The organism is Streptacidiphilus sp. MAP12-20 (assembly GCF_041262525.1).
Lineage (GTDB): Bacteria > Actinomycetota > Actinomycetes > Streptomycetales > Streptomycetaceae > Streptacidiphilus.
Window position 1 is genome coordinate 29742 of record NZ_JBGCCK010000031.1, and the last position, 18593, is coordinate 48334.

Consider the following 18593-nt stretch of genomic DNA (forward strand, 5'->3'; position numbering starts at 1 on the left):
GAAGACCGTGTACCAGACACCCCGTCGACTCTCCGAGCTGGACGCCGAGGCCGCCGCAGGATCGATTCTTCTGCGCGCCGTGACCAGCGTGTCTGAGGCGGCTTGTCAGTACCGCCTCTACGTCATCGGACACGACCACCCGGCGGCGGACCCTTCCGAACAGGGCCGGTTCCTCATCGTGCGCGTCAGCGAGGACGGCGCGGTGCACGAGGTGTCCGCGCCGTCCGACCTGCAGCACCAGGAGTGGGCGGAGGACCTGTTCGACCAGCTGTGGGACGGCTTGGAGGACGGGACGCTCCCCGGCGACGGCGACCGTGAGGAAGCCTTGGCCGAGGCCGTCGTCTCCGGTCTGGTCCCGGAACCGATGGCGGCCGTCGGTCACACCGTGCGGCCGGCGGAACCCGACACGGCTTGGACTCCGACGGACGACCACACCGAGGAGCTGGCTCCTGGCGTGCGGGTGCTGTACACGAGCTCCGATCCACAGCCCGCCGCCGACCCCGACGACCTCATAGAGGCGGTGGACCTCATCGAGGCCGTCGTCCGCGGTCTCCCCGACCCGGTGTCCGGCAGCATCCTGGTGCAGGACGTGGACGAGGACGACGAGCCCTACCTGGTGCCGGTCGAGAGGATCGTCTCCCACCACGTGCCGACGCCGCAGGAGGTGGCGCCCGCGTCGCCCTTCCGGCCGGCTGGGCAGCAGGATCTGGCGCCGTCCGGGCGCATGGCACGGGTCCGCGCCAACATCGCTGCGATTCGTGTCCTGCACACCCTGCGCTGGGAGAGCCGCGCGGCCACGCCCGACGAGCAGGCTGTCCTTGCCCGGTGGAGCTCCTGGGGTGCGGTTCCAGGGATCTTCGATCCGCGCCAGCGCGACTTCGCCGCCCTTCGGGGAGAGCTCCGGAGCCTGCTGACGGAAGCGGAGTGGCACGCGGCCGAGGCCACGACCAGGAACGCCCACTTCACAGATGCGTCCCTGGTGGAACCGGTGTGGAAGGCCTTGGTCGACCTGGGCTTCACCGACGGGCGCGTCCTGGAGCCGGGCAGCGGCAGCGGCAACTTCATCGCGTTCGCGCCCGACTCGGCGCAGATGACCGGGGTCGAGCTGGACCCGGTGACGGCCGAGATCTCACGAGCGCTGTACCCGGACGCCGAGATCAGGAACGAGTCCTTCGTAGCCACCCGCTACCCCGAGGGGTACTTCGACGCAGCCGTCGGGAACGTCCCGTTCGACGAGATCGCCATGACGGACCCGCTCCACAATCCGCTCAGGCTGGCCACGCACAACCACTTCATCGTCAAGGCGCTGGAGCTCACGCGCCCCGGCGGACTGGTAGCGGTGCTGACCAGCCGCTACACCATGGACTCGACCGGGCGGACCGCGCGTCTGGAGATCGCTGACCGCGCCGACCTGGTCGGTGCGGTACGACTGCCCGCCGGCGCCCACTGGAAGGCGGCAGGGACCAAGGCCGTTACAGACCTGCTGATCCTTCGGCGGCGGGACGGCGAGCCGCCCACCACGCCGCCGGACTGGGTTGGACTGTCCCAGGTGGCAGTGGACGAGGAGACCAGCATCCTGGTCAACTCCCACTTCAAGAGGCACCCCGAGATGGTGCTGGGCACCCACGCCGTCACCAGCAGCCAGTTCACCGACAAGGACATCACCGTCCGTCCGGACGACGGCGTCGACCTGAGCGACGCTCTGACGCAGGCGTTGGCGGAGATCGCACGCAAGGCACGCGAGGAGGGGCTCACCATGAGCGCGTCCCCGGCCGCCGAACAGCGCACCGCCGTGGAGCGGCGGGTCGAGCGGATGCGGTTCGCCGAGGAGATGTTCGGCAATGACCTCGACCGCTTCGAGGGCACCGTCATCGATCAGCACGACGGAACGTTCCTGCAGATCGCAGGGGGTGAGCTCAGCGAGAGGAGCGTCTTCAAGAACGCAGGCGACGAGCTCACCTCACTCCTGCGGCTGCGGGACACTTACGTCTCCCTGCTGAGTGCCGAGTCCACCGTCGGAGCTGAGGATGGGGCAACAGCCCTGCGTACTCAGCTCAACGACCACTACGACGCCCACACCGCCAAGTACGGCGCCCTCAACGTCCGCCAGAGCAGGCGCGACCCGCGCACCGCCCACGGCACCTTCCGCACGGACCCGTACGCCGCTGGCGTGTATGCGCTCGAAATCTACGACCAGGACACCGGGACCGCGAAGAAGTCCGCGATCTTCACCAAGGCTGTCACCCACCCGCAGCAGGAGCAGAATAGCGCCGACACGCCGCAGGACGCGCTGGCCATCAGCCTGAACCGCTACCGCGAAGTGCGCCTGGGCGAGATCGCCGAGCTACTCGGCCTGGAGTCGCTGGAGGAAGCCCGCGAGGCGCTCGGGGACCTGGTCTTCAATGAGCCCGGCACCCAGCGGCTCGTGCTGGCCGCGGACTACCTGAGCGGTGACCTGGGCGAGAAGCTGGAGCAGGTGGAGTCCGTCTTGCGGATGGTCTCACCCGAGCTGCGCGAGCAGCACCCCTTCCAGGCCAACGCCGAAGCCCTGCGGCGGACCATGCCCCCGCCCAAGACGCCTGGCGACATCGAGGACATCCAGATCGGCGCCACCTGGATCGCCCCTCGCCACTACCAGGACTTCATCCGCCAGCTGCTGCAGTCCCAGTTCGTGGACGTGGCGTGCGAGTCCGGGGCCGACTGGGAGGTTACGGCCCCCCGCGGCGTCCTCAAGTCCCGTGCGGCCACCGTCGTCTACGGCACGGCCAAGCGCAACGCCGTCGAGCTCTTCCAGCGCCTGCTGCGGCGCAACTCGCTGGTCGTGCACCCCGGCAAGGTGGACGAAGACGCCTCCCCGGAGGACATCTCCAACGCCAAGCGCGTAGCTGCCGAGCAGACCGAGCAGGCCGTCGCGAAGGCGGAGGAGCTGAACAGGCTGTTCGGTGACTGGCTCTGGCAGGACCACGAGCGCGCCACCGACGTCCTGAACACCTACAACCGGCGGTTCAACTCCTGGGTGCCCTACCAGGGCGACGGCAGCCACCTCACCTTCCCCGGCCTCTCCGACCAGGTCGTACCGCGCCCGCACCAGCGCGCCGGCGTGGCCCGCGCCCTGCACGAGGGCGGTCACAGCTTCTTCGACTACGAGGTCGGATTCGGCAAGACGTACACCATCGCGATGACGCTCATGGAGATGAAGCGCCTGGGCATGGTCAGCAAGCCGTGCGTCGTCGTTAAGAACCCGACCGTCGGCGACTTCCGCAACGACTTCCTCAAGTGCTACCCGACCGCGCGTGTGCTCGCGATCGACAGCGCGGACTTCAACAAAGACACGGCCGCGGCCTACATCGCCCAGATCGCCAACGGCGACTGGGACGCGGTGATCCTCCCGCAGAGCCTGTTCAAGCGGATCCCGGTCTCGGGCCGCGGCCAGGAGCAGTTCGTCGCCGACCAAACCGCCGAGTACCGCGCCCGCATCCACAAGATCCTCACCGGCAGCGACGACGCCCTCGCCCCGGAGCTCAACCCGGGCGGCGACCCGCTCGTGGCCGAATCCCTGGACGTGGCAGCCGCCAACAGCGCCGATCTGCGGCAGGTCAGCAGCCGCACCAAGGACACCATCAAGCGGCTCCAGGGAGACCTCAAGCGCCACACGCAGCGCGCGCAGAAGAACCTGGTCAAGAACACGATGACCGGCATCTCCTGGGAGCAGACCGGCATCGACGGGATCGTCGTCGACGAGGTCCAGGACTTCGCGAACGCCGAGATCGGCGCCAACAACTCCGAGCTCTCCCTTACGGTCTCGGCGCAGTCCCGGGACCTGATGGTCAAGTTGCGCAACCCGAACAACCGGGTCGCCATCGGCTCGACCGGGACGCCGTTCCCGAACGCGATGCCGCAGGCCTACGTGATGCTCAACTACTTCCGCCCGGACCTGCTGGAGCGGGCCGGCCTGTCCGCGTTCTCCAGCTTCCAGGCGCAGTACCTCACCGAGACGATGGCGCCGGAGATCTCTCCGGAGGGCATCCCGCGCATCAAGGAGCGCATCGGAGCCTTCCGCAACGCGATGAACTTCTCCCGGCTGTGGAAGTCCATGGCCGACGTGAAGACCAAGGACGACATCAAGCTCCCGATCCCCGACAAGTACACCGAGACCGTGGTCGTCCCCGCCACCACCCAGGACAAGACGTTCATGGCGGAGATCGCCGACCGAGCGGAGATCGTCCGCGCAGGGGAGGTCGACGCCTCCGTCGACAACCTCCTCAAGATCAGCAACGACGGCCGCCTTGCCGCCCTGGACCTGCGGATGGTCGGCTGGGAGGCCGACGGCCAGGGAAAGCTCGACGCCGCCGTGGAGCGGATCGCCGCGATCTACCACGAGCACAAGGGCCGCAAGTACACCGACCGCGACGGTGCTCCGAACCCGCTGACGGGCGCGCTGCAGCTGGTCTTCTCCGACCGTGGCACCCCCTCCGACAAGGCCATCAAGGAGGGACGGTTCATCGCCTACCACTACCTGCGCGATGAACTGGTGGCCCGGGGCCTGCCCGAGGACATGATCCGGTTCGCGCAGGACGCCAACACCGCGGAGGAGAAGGCGCAGCTGTTCAGCGACGCACGCCTGGGCAAGGTGGCCATCCTGGTGGGCTCCACCGACACCATGGGCGTCGGAGTCAACGTCCAGGACCGAGCCATCGCCCTGCACCACCTCGACTGCCCCTGGCGGCCCAGCGACGTCACCCAGCGCGAAGGCCGCATCGTGCGGCAGTTCAACCAGCACTACCTGCAGCAGATCCCCGTGCAGGTCTACCGCTGGGTCAAGGAGGGCTCGTTCGACTCCTTCATGTGGCAGACCGTCGAGCGGAAGGCACGATTCACGGACCAGGTCCGCACCGGCCGCGACCGGGCCGAGCAGGAGCAGGCCCTCGACGGCGACCTCGGCCGGGACTACCTGGAGTTCGGCGAGATCAAGGCCATCGCGACCGGCAACCCGCTCCTGCTCAAGCAGGCGGCAGCGGACGAAGAGGTCCGCCAGCTGGAGGCCGCCTACACCAACTGGAAGCGCACCGAGCAGCACCTGCGCAACGTGGTCGACTCCGCCGACGAAACCCTCGCTACCGCCCAGGGCTTCGCGGACCTGGTCGGCAAGGCCGTTGAGCGTCGCGCCGCGAAACACACGGAGGAGTTCCGCGCCGAGCTTCCGGGCGGCACCGAAGTCACCAAGCGCACGGAGGCCGCGACCGCGCTGCGAACGCAGTTGTCGTTGATGCAGCGCCGCGCCGGCCGGGAGGGGCGCAGCCAGTACGAGCACGTGGCTACGGTCTCCGGTCAGATGATCATGGCTCGGGTCAACAACGGCCACGACTTCATCGAGTTCACCATCCGGGGGCTGGGTGAGGTCCCGCAGGCCATCTTCACCGTGGACGACGTCAACGCCGCGCTCGCGCCAGGGAAGCCGCCGGTCGGCCTGATCACGCGCATCGAGAACCACATCGGCAAGCTCGACGGGCTGCACACCACCCTGCAAGGCGTGGTGGAGGAGCTGCGGCAGGAGATCGAGCGGGCGCAGAAGCTCGTCGGCAAGCCATTCGGCAAGATGGACCGGCTCCTGCGCGCCCGCGCCGAGCAAGCCCAGATCAACTCGGACATCCAGGCGCAGGCCGAAGGCCGGGCGCGCACGGAGGACGATCCGGCAGAGGCAGCCGCGCCATCCCAGTCGGCCGCCACCACCATGGCCACACCCGCTGCCCCGTCCTCGGACGCATCCTCCCCCGACAGCAGCGGGCTGTCAGCCAGGCCCGGGTCGCCGCCCACTGCCCCGTATGTCGACCGCGCGGAGAGCTGGGCGGCCGAGGAGTCCGTGGCCAACGCCTATCGCCAGTGGGCAGAGCGGCTCGGGGCGCACCTTGACCGCGGCTCTGCGGAGGAGCGCAGCCTCACGCAGGCAGCGGAACTGCTGCTGACCGAGAGCTCGGGAGCGCGCCAGAGTCGGCTGCTCGGCTTCGACCACCTCACCGGGGTGCCGGTGGTGGAGGACCTCGCACGCCAGATCCGTGCCGTCGCCGAGCAGTGGGACCGCCAGCAGCGCAACCCGCAGGCGGTCCGCGACACCTGGCAGCTGTCCACAGCCATTCGGGATCACGCCTCCCGGTACCGTGCCACCGTCACCGACCCGGGCAGCGCCGAGTACCGGCGCTGGGCCTCCACCGACGAGCCGGTCAATGTCGATGTCCAGGCGGCGGAGGACGCGGCAGCGCTCATGGACCCGCTGGGCCAGTACACAGTCACCGGCCCGGGTGGGCTGAGCGCCGCCCCGGCCCCTGGCGCCGACCTGGCCGCCGGCGTCGCGCAGCTCATCGCCGACGGGGCTCGTGTCGAGCAGACCGCGACCGGGCTCCTCCTCACCCTGGCTGACGGGGCCCGATACGACATCGTCGATGCCACCGCGCTCGACGTCGAGGAACCCGAGCCGCTGATCGGGGCCGACGCGGAAGTACAGGCCCGAGTCGCCGCCTCGGACATGGACACGCCTCGTTCCTCGCTGCCGAACATCGAGTGGGCCGCCGCGGTGCTGGGGCACTACGTCGACTCGGCCGAGCTCGTCGCTGGCCGGGAGCTCGTCGCATCCACCGGACGCCAGCTGGAGGGCATCCTTCGGCAGCAATCCGCGGCGCTGGAGGACGAGTTCGCCGCAGAGCTCTCCAACGCACTCACAGCGGCGCACGAGAGCACCCAGCTGTCGCCGGAGGAAACGCTCGGCATCTACGATCGCCTGGCCCAGGCTGCCTCCGCCCTGGTCGACAGCGGTGAGGGAGAAGTGGCTGCGGTCGCCGAGCGGCTCCAGCTTCGGACGGAACGCCACCTGGCACGGATGCAGGCCCTCGGCAACCATCTGACCGACGAGCTGATGGACGCCTCGGCGCTGGACCCGGAGTCGCTGGCGGTCCTCGGCCGGAACGACCCCGCGAAGGAACGCCCCACCCCGTACAGCGACAGCACCCACCTCAACCTCAGCCGCAGCATCCTCTTCCAGACGTACGACCGGTGGCCGCTGGTGTCCGGCGGCGGGGGGAAGGCCGAAGCCGCTCTGCGCGGGGCAATGTGGGAGCGCCGCGAGATGCCCGACACCCGCTTGACGGCAGTGCTGCCCGAGTGGCTGCAGGTCGTCGCCCTCGCGATGGGGGCCGCCGACACAGCGGAGGGCGAGACGCGTGCGATCCTGCGCGATGTCGCACAGCGCGCCTTCCAGCATCACCAGCACCTGTCAGCCCACCAGCTCGCAGCGGCCGAGACTAGTCCCTACGAAGACGGCGAGGCGTTCACTCAGGGTGCCGAGGACCTTGTCACCAGTTGGGAGACCTGGCTCGCCACGGCCACCGCCCGGGAGTTGGGCGAAGGCGACGGTTCCCGCCCGCAGGACGCCCCGTTCACAGCTGCCCGCGCCGCCATGGAGGAGGTTCGGGAAGCCCTGCGATCGGTGGAGCTGGCCTCGATCGAGGACGGCACTCTGGACGAGCTCACCCGGCAGACCACCAAGCTCGCGCACACCGCCTACGCGCTCGTCCTGAGCATGCGCGAGGAAACCTTCCGACAGCGGGGCGACCAGCAGGTGCTTGGCCGGCTGGTGCGGACGGCGTACGAACACGCCGCAGCCTGCCGAGCGGCGTCGCTGCGGCCTGCCGCGGCAGCGCAAGTCCGGCGAGGCGTCGCCCAGCGGCAGATGGCCTTGGGGAACATGCCGGAGGCGCCTGCGGCTGTGCCCGAGGCAGCCATCCCCGTCGTCAGCCACGCGGCACCGCTGGAGATCGAGCACGATTACCGCAGCACGGTCGTGCGCGGCACCTCCAACCTGCCCTCGGACACCGAGGTTCGGCGGCTGCTGGACCGACTCGGCTTCAAGTACAAGGGAAAGCAGAGCCACTGGATCCTGCCCCGCTCCGGCGCGCTCGCCGACATGTACCAGCGCAACGAGCGCATCCGCCGCCTCGTGCAGGAACTGTCGAAGCTCGGCCGCAGTCACCGGATGATCGAGACCACAGTGCAGGAGCCGCCGGTCGAGATCCGGATCCCGGTCGGCGAGCCCTACGCCACTCGTGCTGAGGCCGAGGAAGACTTCGGGGCGGCGTTCTCCGCCTACTGGAGTCTCAGGGACACCCCTGCGGGCAGACGCCTGATGGGCAGCGACGGTCGTCCGGACGGCCGTGCCGTCCATGCCGCGCTCGAAGACCTGCGTCAAGGCGCTGTGGGCTCCAACCTGGATCCGTTCGCCCACGCGGGCGACGCCGTGGCGCAGCGGTGCGTCGAGCTGGCCCGCGCCACCCAGACCATCTCCCAGCATCTCGCAGAGGAGAAGTACCGGGCGCCGGCGGCGCTCCCGCACCTGCGGGCGATGACGCAGTACGCGACGCTGCTGGCGTCGCGCATCAGCGCTACCGTCGCCCACGAGGGGCGGTGGGAGGAGTTGTTCGCCACCCCAGTGTCGGCCGCTCAGCCTGCGGCGGACGCCGGAACCGCCCTGCATTCCGATGCCGCTGCGGTACTGGTCGGGCCCGCACCACGTGCTGACGACGAGGTGTCTGAGTCGACCGTGGCACCGGCCTCCACCACAGCGGACCCGATGTTGGCGGGCCCCTACAACGCTGACCAGCTGGCTGCGGCGGTCGAGCGGATCAACTCCCTGGTCACTGACTTCCTGCGCGGCACAGAGATTCTGGCCTTCATTGACACAGACCTGCACGAGACCGTCAAGGCGACCTGGGAGACCGCCGACACCGCTGGACGCGTCGCGCTCACCGGGGATGATGAGTTCGCCGCAGCCCTGGCCGCCTACAGCAAGGCCGTAGACGCCACGGGCGCCGCTGTCCGTGTGATGGAGCGGGAGCGGGCCCGTATCTCTCCGGCCTTGAGCGCCCCGGCCAGCGACCTCATCGGCGCGACCGAGGCGCACATCGTTCGTCTCTCCCTGACCTACCGCATGGAGCAGGAGGCCAGGGAAGCCGGTCGCGCACAGCGCGCCCGGGAGCGCGCAGCTGCCACGGCCGCCCACGACGCGCGCGTCCACGCCGAGGCGCGCGACTGGGTGGTTCGCGCGGCGTCCGCAGCCGATGGCGTCCTCGCCTGGCTGCACCGTGTGCCCGAGGAAGAGGCCCGAGCCAAGTTCGACGAGTGGCTGAGCTACCTGATCGTCACCGACCCGGTGTCCGGCGCTGGAACCCGTTACGAAGACTGGATCGGGTTGAGCAGCCGACCCAGCGCCCGCACGGACATCGCAGCGGACGCGTTCGCCGCGCTCTACACCACGCCGTCTGCCCCGGACGAGACCCCTGGGACGAGCCCCGGCACCGCGGCAGTGCCGGACGGCCTCGACGCGCTGATCTCCGGGTTCGACACCCTGCCCGCCTACGAGCAGGCAGGGCCCAGCGCCGATGCCCGGCTCGCCGTCATGGCCACGCTGTCCCTGCCCGACGGCACCGTGCACGACGCGCTGCTGCTGCTGCAGTCCGTGGAGGACAGCGACGACGAACTGGACGACGAACCCGTCGTGCGTGGCGCCCAGATCCTCCCCTCGAACAACCTGCTGTCCACCAGCGTGGAGGGGCGCTGGTTCGCCGGGGACCTGCTGTCCATGCAGGGAGCCCGCGTCATCCCCCTGCGAGAGCCGATCCCCTGGGCAGCCGTTCGCGAGCTGGCGACCGGCACCTACGAAGCCACGCTCCAAGCCCTGCTCCGGGACCACGCAGCCGCAGCCACAGAGGCCGACATCGTTCCCGGGGCCCCCGCCGAGGCCGGAGAGACCGAGGCCGAGACCGCTCACGGACCCGTGAACACGACGACCGGTCAGGAAGAAGAGACTCCGTCGCCCACGACCGATCCCAACGGTCCTGCGTTGGCGGAAGTCGCACAGCCGGCGCAGCAGGTCACCGAGGGGGCCGCCGCCGACGACCCGAGCGGCCTCGCGGAGTCCACAGAGCTGACCAGCCGTGAGACAGCACTGTCCACGCAGGAGGAGAGCATGGCGGATACTGCCGACACAACGGCTGAGGGTGCCTGGTCCGGCCGGATCAAGATCGTGACGGAGGGCCGCGCGGCGTTCGTCACCGGCACCGGTGGCGACTACTTCCAGCAGGAAGCAGACCTGCGGAAGTTGCTCAAGAGGGACCAGAACTTCGCCTTCCGTGAGGGACGCTGGCGCTACTCGGGTCGGGCAGCGAACCGGGAGCGAGTCATCGGCGAGGTCCGTGCCTACCTCCGGACGAAGGATGCTGAGGCTGCCGCGGCCGAGGCGTCCAAGGCGGCGGCGCAGTACCCTCCGACCCCTCAGCAGCAGCGGATCATCGACGCCGTTCTGGCCGGGAAGGACGTCGCAGTCCAGGCACTCGCTGGAACCGGCAAGACCTCGACGCTCCTCATGCTCACCGAGAAGCTGCCGAAGAAGCGCATCGCCTACATCGCCTTCAACCGGGCCATCGCCGACGAGGCCCGCCGGAAGTTCCCCCGGCGCGTCACCTCCGGGACCAGCCACTCCTACGCTCGAACTGCCCTGCGCAACACGCCGCTGTGGAACAAGGTCTCCCGAGCAGGCAAGAACGGAGGCGCGAGGTTCCCGAAGGACGTCGCACCGGCCCTCGGCCTGACCAAGCCCCTGAAGTTCAAGGACGGGGGCCTCGAACCGCAGGAGGTCGCCCGGATCGCGCTGACCGCCGTGCGGCGCTACCGCGAGAGCGCCGACGCCGAGCTCGGCCCGCAGCACCTCGGCGAGCGCTGGGCGGACAGCCCGGTGACCGCCCGGCTCCTCGGGTACGCACAGCAGATCTGGGACGACAAGGCCGACCCGGAGAGCAACAGGTTCTTCTTCGAGCCCGATGACTACATCAAGGTCTGGGCCCTGGGCAACCCGCGACTCTCCTTCGACCTGATCATGTTCGACGAGGCCCAGGACGTCACTCCCGTCCTGAAGAAGGTCATCGCCGACCAGCAGGCGCAGAAGGTCGTCGTCGGCGACAGCCACCAGGGCATCTACGAGTTCCGCGGGGCAATCGACGCCCTCAAGGACTGGCCGGCCGACGAGACCCTGCCGCTCACCCAAAGCTGGCGGTTCGGCCCGGGGGTGGCGGCCGTCGGCAACGCCTACCTCCGGCTCCTCGATAGTGACCTGCAGTTGGAGGGGAATCCCGGGCTCGACACCAGCATCGGTGACGTGGACGAGCCCGACGCCATCCTCACCAAGACCAACATCGGAGCCATCGGAGCAGTCATCGAAGGCTTCGACCAGGGCAAGCGCGTCGCCCTGGTCGGCGGCGGGGGCGACATCGAGGCCATCGCCAAGGCTGCACAGGACCTGCAGAACGGGCGCCGCACCAAGCACCCGGAGTTGAAGGACTTCGCCGACTGGAACGAGGTCCGCGAGTTCGCGGACGGCGACGAGGACGCCAAGGCGCTGCAGACCCTCGTCCGGCTCGTCGACCGCTACCGCCCCGACGGCCTGCTGCGGATGATCCAGAGCCTCGTCCCCGAAGACGCGGTGGACGAGGAGAGCCGGCCGGAGCTGGTCGTGAGCACCGCACACAAGTCCAAGGGACGGGAATGGGACAACGTCCGCATCGGCCCCGACTTCCCGCAGCCGAAGGAGGACACGAACACCGGAGAAGTCATCCTGCCTGCGCCAGCAGAGCTTCGCCTGGCCTACGTCACGGTGACCCGGGCCAAGGGCCGACTCGAACTCGGATCGCTCGACTGGATCCAGTTGATGGACCCGGACCTGATGGCACGCGTAGCCGCGAACCGCTCGGCGGAGGTCGCCCCCGCCGAAGAGGTGGTCGACACCCTGGCCAATGCGGTCGCCGAGATCGATGCGGCGGCCGAGGCATCGACAGCAGCCGCGCAGCCGGCGGCCCCACTTCCTGCCCCGTTCCAGGGGCCTCATGTGCGCCTCACGCTGTTCAGGAACGGCTTCGGCGTCCCCGTCCTCAACCTGCTCACCAATGAGGGCAACCTGGCGATCCGGGAGCTCCCCGCCATCGCCGACTCCACCCTCATTCACGGGCAGATCACCGTTGCCGTGCCCGAGCTTGCGCGCCCCGGCAGCGTGGACCATCAGCTTGTCTCGACCGAGGAGACGACAAAGTGGCTCGACGCCCACCTCCCGCACCTCGCGCATTCCCTGTGGGCGGACACCGCCGTGCGGCCCGCGCTGACCGAGGCGGTCCGCGACGCGCTCCGCGACACCCTGGCACCCAGCACCGATGAGGTAGCGAGCTGGCTCGCCGAGGGCCTGCGCGAGGAGCAAGTGCTCCAGGCTTCAGTCCGCGAACGGGATCAGTACACCGAGGAGTTCGCGCGAGCCGTCGCCGTCCTGGCCGACGAGTTCGTGATGGCTGACGGCGCGGAGTTCCTGGCGTGGACCTACCTGGACGGCGACAACCGCGACGTGATCCTCGACGCGGCCGGCCGCCAGCTCTTCGCCCAGCTGCGCCAGACAGCCGACGCCATGGCGGACAACGGAGTGGAAACCGCCGCTCCGACACCGACGGCGCAGGACATCATCGCGGGCCCCGCTGTGGTCGAGGAGAACCAGTCGGCGTCTGCCTCCGGTCTCGCTCAGGCGGCCGATGCCTCGAATGACGCCGCGGAGCCGGCCCGGGTCGCCAATGCCGAGCTGGCTCCGTTGCCCTGGGACGCAGCGAAGATCCGACAGCGCGGTGTCGCCGGGCTGCGGAGGGCGGAGACGAACGCCGTCCCCAACCTGCACAGCAAGATCGTGGACGGCGTGGGGCGAGGCCAGGAGGTCGGGGACGTCTGGAGGCAGGACAACCCGTGGGCCCAGTTCCACTCGAACTTGCGGCATGTGCTGGCCGCCCTCCAGGACGACGAGCCCGCGTACCGCCTGGTCGAGGACGTTGCCACCGAGCTGCAGCGCAGGATCGAGCAAATCGCCGACCGGGCGGCAACCCACTACAACGAGCTGATCGCGCCGCTCTCCGGAAGCCCGGCCCAACTCGGGTCCCTCGCAGAGAAGTTGACAAACGACAATCGCATCCCGGAGATCGGCGACGCGTTCGTGCGCGAGGCGCTCATCCTGGTCCTGCAGACTCTGGACGAGGCTGAGCAGACCGAAGCCGGCCGTGAAATCAAGAGCACCGTCGTGCGCGACGCACTCGACCAGGTAGTGGGCCTCGCCGGAGTCCGCCTGCACCCGGGCGGCGAGTCAAACCCTGGTGTGGATGCGGCGCTCACGCCCGTAGAGGTCCAGCTCGACGCAGCTCGCGAACTGATCGCGGAGCTCGCTCTCAACGCTGCGGCGCTGGAGAACTACAACCGCATCCGCACCCTGATCGCCGACCACGAGCAGCAGCAGGCCCGGACCGCGGCATCCGGCTCCGTGGCGACGGAGCCGGATGAGGAGGTAGCGCACCTCGCCGAACTGGCCGAACCCGGCAGCGCCCCCGTCGCCGAGACCGAGCCCCTGACGGACCACGACATCGCCGTGGTGCTCGGCCGAATCTCGGACCACAGCTTCGCCCAGTGGATCTTCCACAGCGACGGCGACAGGAAGCACCACCCGCAGCTGTACGACGGCTACTTCAAGATGCCCGCCGGCCCCGGCCAGGCCGAGAGCAGCGAAACAGGGAGCGCGTACTCCCGCAGCGGCGGCCTCGACATCAGCGTCTCCGACGGGGGGACCGAGGTCCGCACTGGCAAGTTGACCTGGGCCAAGGCGCTCAGCTGGCTACGCCCGGCGCTGACGGTGCAGCGCAAGGAGATCCTGGACAGGGCTTGGAGCACCGGCAACGCCCTGGCCAGGACCGAGGACGCGTTCCGTGTGATCGGCGAACACGACCGCTTCCGTGCAGTACGGCAAGAGGTCGAGCAGGTCTGCAGCGGCCTGGTTCGCACCTTGATCGACGAGTCCCTTCAAGCCCACCTGACCGGGCAGGCAGAGAACCTGATCGCCCGCAACCGACGCGACGCCAACGAACCAGACGACGGGCTCATCAGCTTGGAAAGCCTCGTCGACCCCGACACCGCCCGCGAGCGCGCAACCGGTGAGCAGACTTTGGAGCGGCTGCGGACGATCCGCGCCGTACTGCCCGACTACCACACCCAACATGTGCCCCTGAGCGAGGTCGCGGCCGGAGACGCCTTCTGGAGCGTCTCCCCGCAGCGCCTGCCGTTCGTCGCCCAGGGGCCCGCCGAGGTATCGGGCGGCGCTATAACGATCGCTGGCGTGCTGGGCCTCCCCTCCGGCCAGAGCCGCCCCTACGACTGGTCGCACGATCACACCGATCTAACCCGACAGGTCGCGAAGCTGCTCCTGCCCGCCACACTCGCCGGACTCACCGACGTTCCCGCCGACGACGTCACCTGGTTCACGACCCAGGCGACCCCCGACAGCGCGGCGCAAGCTGTCGAGCAGACGGAACCGGAGCCGGAGCCGGCTGCACCAACAGCCGCTGCGGCTCCCGAGGAGGACGTACCAGACGCGGCGCATGACGAGGCTGGGACGGACCTGGAGGAGGGGCAGGCGGCGCAATCCTCGTCCACCACGCAAGCACCCCCTGCGTCGGCGTCCAAGGAGGAACCGCCGCCTCCTGCTGCGCCGTACACCAGCTTGGAGGACTTCACCGCCGACCTGGACGAGACCCGGCAGGCGTTCGGCGCGTGGAGCAGTTCGCTCACCGTGCGCCGACTCAACGAGCGCGCCCGGGAGATGCGCAGTCTCACGGATGGACCAGTCGTCAACGAGGCAGAGCAGATCGAGGAACGGTGGCTGGATCTCATGACAGCCCTCCTCGGCGCACGCGAGATCGACGTGCAGGAGACAGCCCACAGGTTGCGGCAATTCGACGAGGCAGCGACTGCGGCCGGGCGGTCGTTGCAGGACATGGAGTCGTTCGCCGACGTCGCTGACCGTCGGGCGCTCCAGGCGTCAATCGGCGGCGTCCGGATGGCTGCGGAACGGCTGGTTGCGACCGCGTCCCTGGGGACAACTGCTCTCCAGAGCAACGCCGCGGAGAGCATCACCACCGAACCTGTCGGTGACACCGCCACCGTTGTCGAGGGCGGCGATGGGGCCCCCGACGCTTCCGGCGAGGTGACGGACGAACAGCTGCCCGGCTGGAACGGAGCCACTCCGTTCGCGGCCGAGCTCGCCCAGATGCGTAAGACGCACCAGGCGTGGACGGCGTCCATGACGGCCACCCGCCTGACCGACCCTGCCAACACCGCCGGCGGGGAACTCGCGGCCCGGATCCAGACCGCGTGGGAGCAGCTGGAGCCGGTCACGCGGGATCGCAGCAGCGCCCCTGCGCTGATGGCTGAACAGCTTCGCCAGCTGGTGGAGGCGGTCATCGAAGTCGGCGGTGCCCTGACCGCCAGCAGCCAATACGCCTCGCCTGCGGACCGGCACGTGCTGCTCGCGCTGGTCAGCACCGCCAGCAGGATCGCGGACCAGATCGAGGCTGCGTTCAGGGCCCAGAGGCCGGAGCCCGTGCAGGACACACCAGAGGCACCGGCCGCCGACCGCGCAACCACGCAGGCGATCGCCGACAGGATGCGGAACGTCTCGCCCTCGCAGCAGACGGACCACAAGCCGGACCGGAGCACGAAGCTCGCGCAGGCAGCGTGGCGTACGGGGGTGCGCAGGGCCGCTGAGGGTGAGTTCGGCGCGACCGCGACGGAGGCCAGGGCGTTCGGCGAGTGGTACATCGCCCAGGGCTACCAGTCGTCCAAGGACATGCCCCGCGCCGAGCTGGCCAGGCTGTACGACCAGTGGCGGCGCGGCACCGCTGCGCCGGACAAGGCCCAGGACCCGGCCGTCCCCGGTGAGCAGGAGACAGACCCTGCGCCTACTGCGGAGGCAGAGCCCGCGTCGCAGGCGCAGACGACGACCGTCCCGGAGGCCAGACCGGCGATGCAGCCCGAACCTGCCCCAGAGGCAGAGGTTGCCCCTGAGCCGACAGGCCCGCTGGTGGTGGAGCCGGAGGCAGCATCGGTGCCTCTGCAGGAGGCCGAGACCGAGCCGGATCTCGACGCCGAGGCCGATTCCGCTCCTGCGGCAGAGCCCTACTCGCCCGACATGCCGGAGTCCGCGATCGAGCAAGACGACGAGCTCGCTGTGTTCTCGCAGGACGACCCGGGAGTCGAGGCCGAACCATGGGTCGACGTCATCGGGGAAGGCATCGTCGGCGACACCGAGGTGGTGGACGAGCCCGACGCCGTAACGCAGTCACTGGAGACCCCAGCTCGCGCGGAGCGCCCCGCAGCGGCGGAGGTTCCCCCCGCGAGCATGCCGAGCGGGGCGGCGACCGATGCCGCCGAAGGCTCTGACCAGGGCACCGCCGCGCAGAGCGTGCCCACCGTACCCACCCAGGAGGAAGCGGTGGCCGACCCTGCTGTTCCCGGAGCCGTCGAACAGGACGAACTCGACAGGCATTTCGCCAGCGTCGTGCAGGCGCTCAGGTCCCCGGTGCGACTCAGCCCACAGGATGAGCAGCGGCTAGAGCTGCAGTATGCGGACCTGCGCCGTCACTTGAACGGTCTTCTGGGTGCGCTCGACGGCGCCCCGGTCCAAGCGCAGAGTACGGAGCCGTCGGTGGACGCGGCCGACGCGGCGGAGTTCGACGCTGCGGTCGGTGCCACGCAAGAGCAGGCCGGAGCGTACTGGGGCACCCCGGAGTGGCAGTCCATCCGCGACGTCCACCAGGCCGGCCAGGCACTGCGCTCCGCCGTGCGCGAGGCGGTGATGACCCATGCGGAGGCCCTGGTGCGGGACGTCCGGACCCATGGGCTCGACCGCACCATCCAGGCATGGACCGCGCGGGCGGTCTCGCACGGCGCGTTCCTGCTGGCGCGGCGTCTGGACGGCAGCGGCATGCGCGACTCGGCGGCCTGGCGCGCGGCGTGGCGGCTGCACCGCGCGGCCTCGACCCGGGCCGACCGCCTGACGGGGCTGCTGCCCGCGGGGCAGCGGATCGACTTGGCCAGCCAGCTCCGCAGCGCCTGGCAGTGGCTCGCGAACCGCATAGAGAGCCCCATCGCGGACCGCGGCCTCGACGGCGTGGACGACGTTGCTTCGGGCCAGCAGCTGTCGTTGGTCGCCCGCGGCTTCGAGGCGGTCAGGGGTTACTACCAGGCCGCCGCCGACCGGATGGCCGAGTGGGCTCAGCATCCCTTGTGGCGGCGAGTCGTCACCGTCTTCGAGTCAGCGAACGAGGTGCTGGGTAGGGCGTGGGCCGGACTCCACCGGCTGGGGGCTGATCATGCCACCCTGGGCACGGGCCGCACGCTGTGGGTGCGGACCCTGGAGATCATCGCTCACTCCGCGCGAAGCCTGCTGGACCGTCTGGAGCACGGAGGGAACCGTGACGGCCTGCGGTGGAACGCTCTGCGGGTGCTGCACCATGCCGCCGAAGAGGGCATCTCTCACCTGCGTGGTCTCCTCCCCGAGCACGTCAACAGTCCTCTGGGCGCCTACTACGATCCCGACCGCGGTGCCACGATCAGGGAAGTATCGGTCTCCGCTGCGACTGCGGGTGCGGAGCCGGTGGCTGTTGCGGAGGTCGGGGAAGCGGACCGTGAGGCCGCGGCCGGTCCGGCGACCACGGCTGCCGGATCGATCCCGCGGGAGGAGTCGCAGGCGCCGGAGAACTGGGAGCAGTTGCGCGACGCGGTGGACTTCGTGGTCGGTTCGACGTTCGCAGCTGAGCTGCTCGTCAGGAGGCGCCTCTCGATCGACCCTGAACAGGCGGTCCACGTCATGGGGAGGTTGGAGGGGCTGGGCATCGTCGGGCCGAAGGAAGGTGCGCAACTTCGGCCCGTGCTGGTCCACGATCGCGAGGAGGCGCGGCGCATCCTCGCGCGGGCGCAGGCGCAGGAAGCCGGGCATCTCGACGCTGCGCCGGAGGGACAGCAGGCTCCGGCAGCTGCGAGCGCTGCACCTGCCGACCTGGGCGAACCAGCCGCGGTCGTCGCGAAGACGATCCAGGCCGATCAGGTGAGTACGCCTGTACTGCCGCAGCGGCAGCGTTCCGCCGACCGCCCTGGCCCCGGCCAGCCGAGGCCGACGGCAGCGCAGCGTCAGCCCCTCGCCGACCCGGGGGCGTCCACGCAGGCGGTGCTGAACGTCCAGGCCAGGAGGCTGGCGGACAGGGCGAGCTTCGCCGTCTCGGCGGCGTCCAGTCCCCGCGAGCAGGCTGCTGCGACCACGCTGCAGACCTTGGCGGCGAAGACCCAGGACGCGGCAGACCTGATGGCGCAGGGGCCCACCGCCGCCACGCCCGAGCGCGGCGCGCTGATGGCAGAGCCGTTCCTGCGGGCGCTCCGTGTGGTGGCGGCAGCCAAGGGTGCCGCCCTGCCGGAGGACGTCGTGCAGAGCGCCTGGGCGGCGGCGGTGAAGGCCACCGGAGGGCCCAGGAGCGGCGGCCCTGGCGCCGGTGGGCCCGGCGCGGGAACAGCTCCGGCTGGAAAGGGCGGCCAGCAGCGGCCCGACGACCGCAAAGCTCAGCAGCGGGAACAGCGGCAGCGGCAACAGCAGCAGCGCGTCACGCCACACGGCCCGCGCATGTAGGAGAACGCAGCCGGTGTCCCCACGCAGC

1 protein-coding gene is annotated in these 18593 nt (G+C 69.9%); it reads left to right on the top strand.

The genetic code is table 11. The annotated features are described in order from the left end of the window. Positions 1–7: 7 nt before the first annotated feature. A complete protein-coding gene (locus ABIA32_RS30530; RefSeq protein WP_370102530.1) occupies positions 8–18565 on the top strand; it encodes a UvrD-helicase domain-containing protein in 18558 nt (6185 codons plus the stop codon). Positions 18566–18593: the final 28 nt, after the last annotated feature.